Annotated in this window: 1 protein-coding gene; it reads left to right on the forward strand. The window is 69.1% G+C overall.

The annotated features are described in order from the left end of the window. The first annotated feature begins 219 nt into the window (after positions 1-219). Complete coding sequence (locus tag L942_RS20130; protein WP_037362619.1) at positions 220-1,431, forward strand: IS110 family transposase; 1,212 nt, start codon at positions 220-222, stop codon at positions 1,429-1,431. Positions 1,432-1,449: the final 18 nt, after the last annotated feature.

Here is a 1,449-nt window from a genome sequence, read left to right on the forward strand (position 1 = left end):
TCCCTAAGGTTGAGGTTGTTCGGGGCAAAAGCCCTGGATGCCCAGGACGATGGGGTGTGGCTGATGTGTCGTTTGCCGCACGGTGGCTCGGAAGGAATGGCCGCCTCGTCGTTCTGGACGCCCTGGCCACTGATTCAGATCTGATGCGGACCGTCGCTGTTTAGGGACCTGTTGGCGGGGTTGTCCACGGGGTTGGCCTGCGACAACAGGAGAGCAAGCGTGACGGATCGCCCGCTGGTGTGGGTCGGTGTCGACGTGGGCAAAGCGGCGCATCATGCGTGCGCGGTGGACGCGGCGGGAAAGGTGGTGTTCTCGCAGAAGGTCGCCAATGGCCAGGCCGCGATCGAGCAGTTGGTCGCGCGGGCCGGCCGGTCCGCGGCCGAGGTGCGGTGGGCGATAGACCTGACCAGCAGCGCCGCCGCGCTGCTGGTCGCGGTGCTCGTGGCTGCCGGGCAGCGGGTGGTGTATGTCCCGGGCCGGGTGGTCAACCGGATGACGGGGGTGTTCCGCGGCGAGTCCAAAACGGACTCCAAGGACGCGCGGGTGATCGCCGAGACCGCCCGCATGCGCACGGACCTGACCCCGGTCGCCGCTGCTGACGACCTGGTCGTCGAGCTGACCCGGCTCACCGCCCACCGCGAAGATCTGATGGCCGACTGGGTCCGCGGCGTCAACCGGCTGCGCGACCTGCTGACCGGGATCTTCCCCGCGCTGGAACGCGCTTTCGACTACTCCACCCGCAGTGCCTTGATCCTGCTCACCGGATTCCAGACCCCGCAAGCGATCCGCGAGGCCGGCGAACCCGGCGTGGCCGGCTACCTGCGCGAGCACGGGGCCTGGCCCAAGGGCATCCCCGCCATGGCCGCCGCTGCCCTGGCCGCCGCGCACGCCCAGACGGTGCGGCTGCCCGGCGAAGCCACCACCGCGACGCTCGTCGCCGGCCTGGCCCGGCAACTGCTCGACCTGGACCGGCAGATCAAGGACACCGACAAGCTGCTCGCCGGCCAGTTCCGGCGACACCCGCAGGCGGAGATCATCGAGTCGCTGCCCGGCCTCGGGCCGATCCTCGGCGCTGAGTTCCTCGTGGCCACCGGCGGCGACCTCACGGCCTTCGCCACCTCCGGACGGCTGGCCTCCTACGCGGGACTCGTTCCCGTGCCTCAGGATTCCGGACGGATCACGGGAAACCTGCGGCGTCCCCAGCGATACAACCGCAGGCTGCGACGAGTGTTCTACATGGCCGCGCTGTCCAGCATCCGCGTCAGCGGACCGTCGCGGACTTTCTACGACCGCAAACGCGGCGAACGACTCATTCACACCCAGGCTCTGCTGGCACTGGCCCGTCGCCTGGTCGACGTCCTCTGGGCACTGCTGCGCGACGGCCGAACATTCACTCCGACCGCGCCACAACCCACTGTCACGGCGGCTTGACACGATCATTCAGATTCC

The sequence above is a fragment of the Amycolatopsis orientalis DSM 43388 genome, assembly GCF_000411975.1.
In the GTDB taxonomy this organism is placed as follows: Bacteria; Actinomycetota; Actinomycetes; order Mycobacteriales; family Pseudonocardiaceae; genus Amycolatopsis; species Amycolatopsis orientalis_D.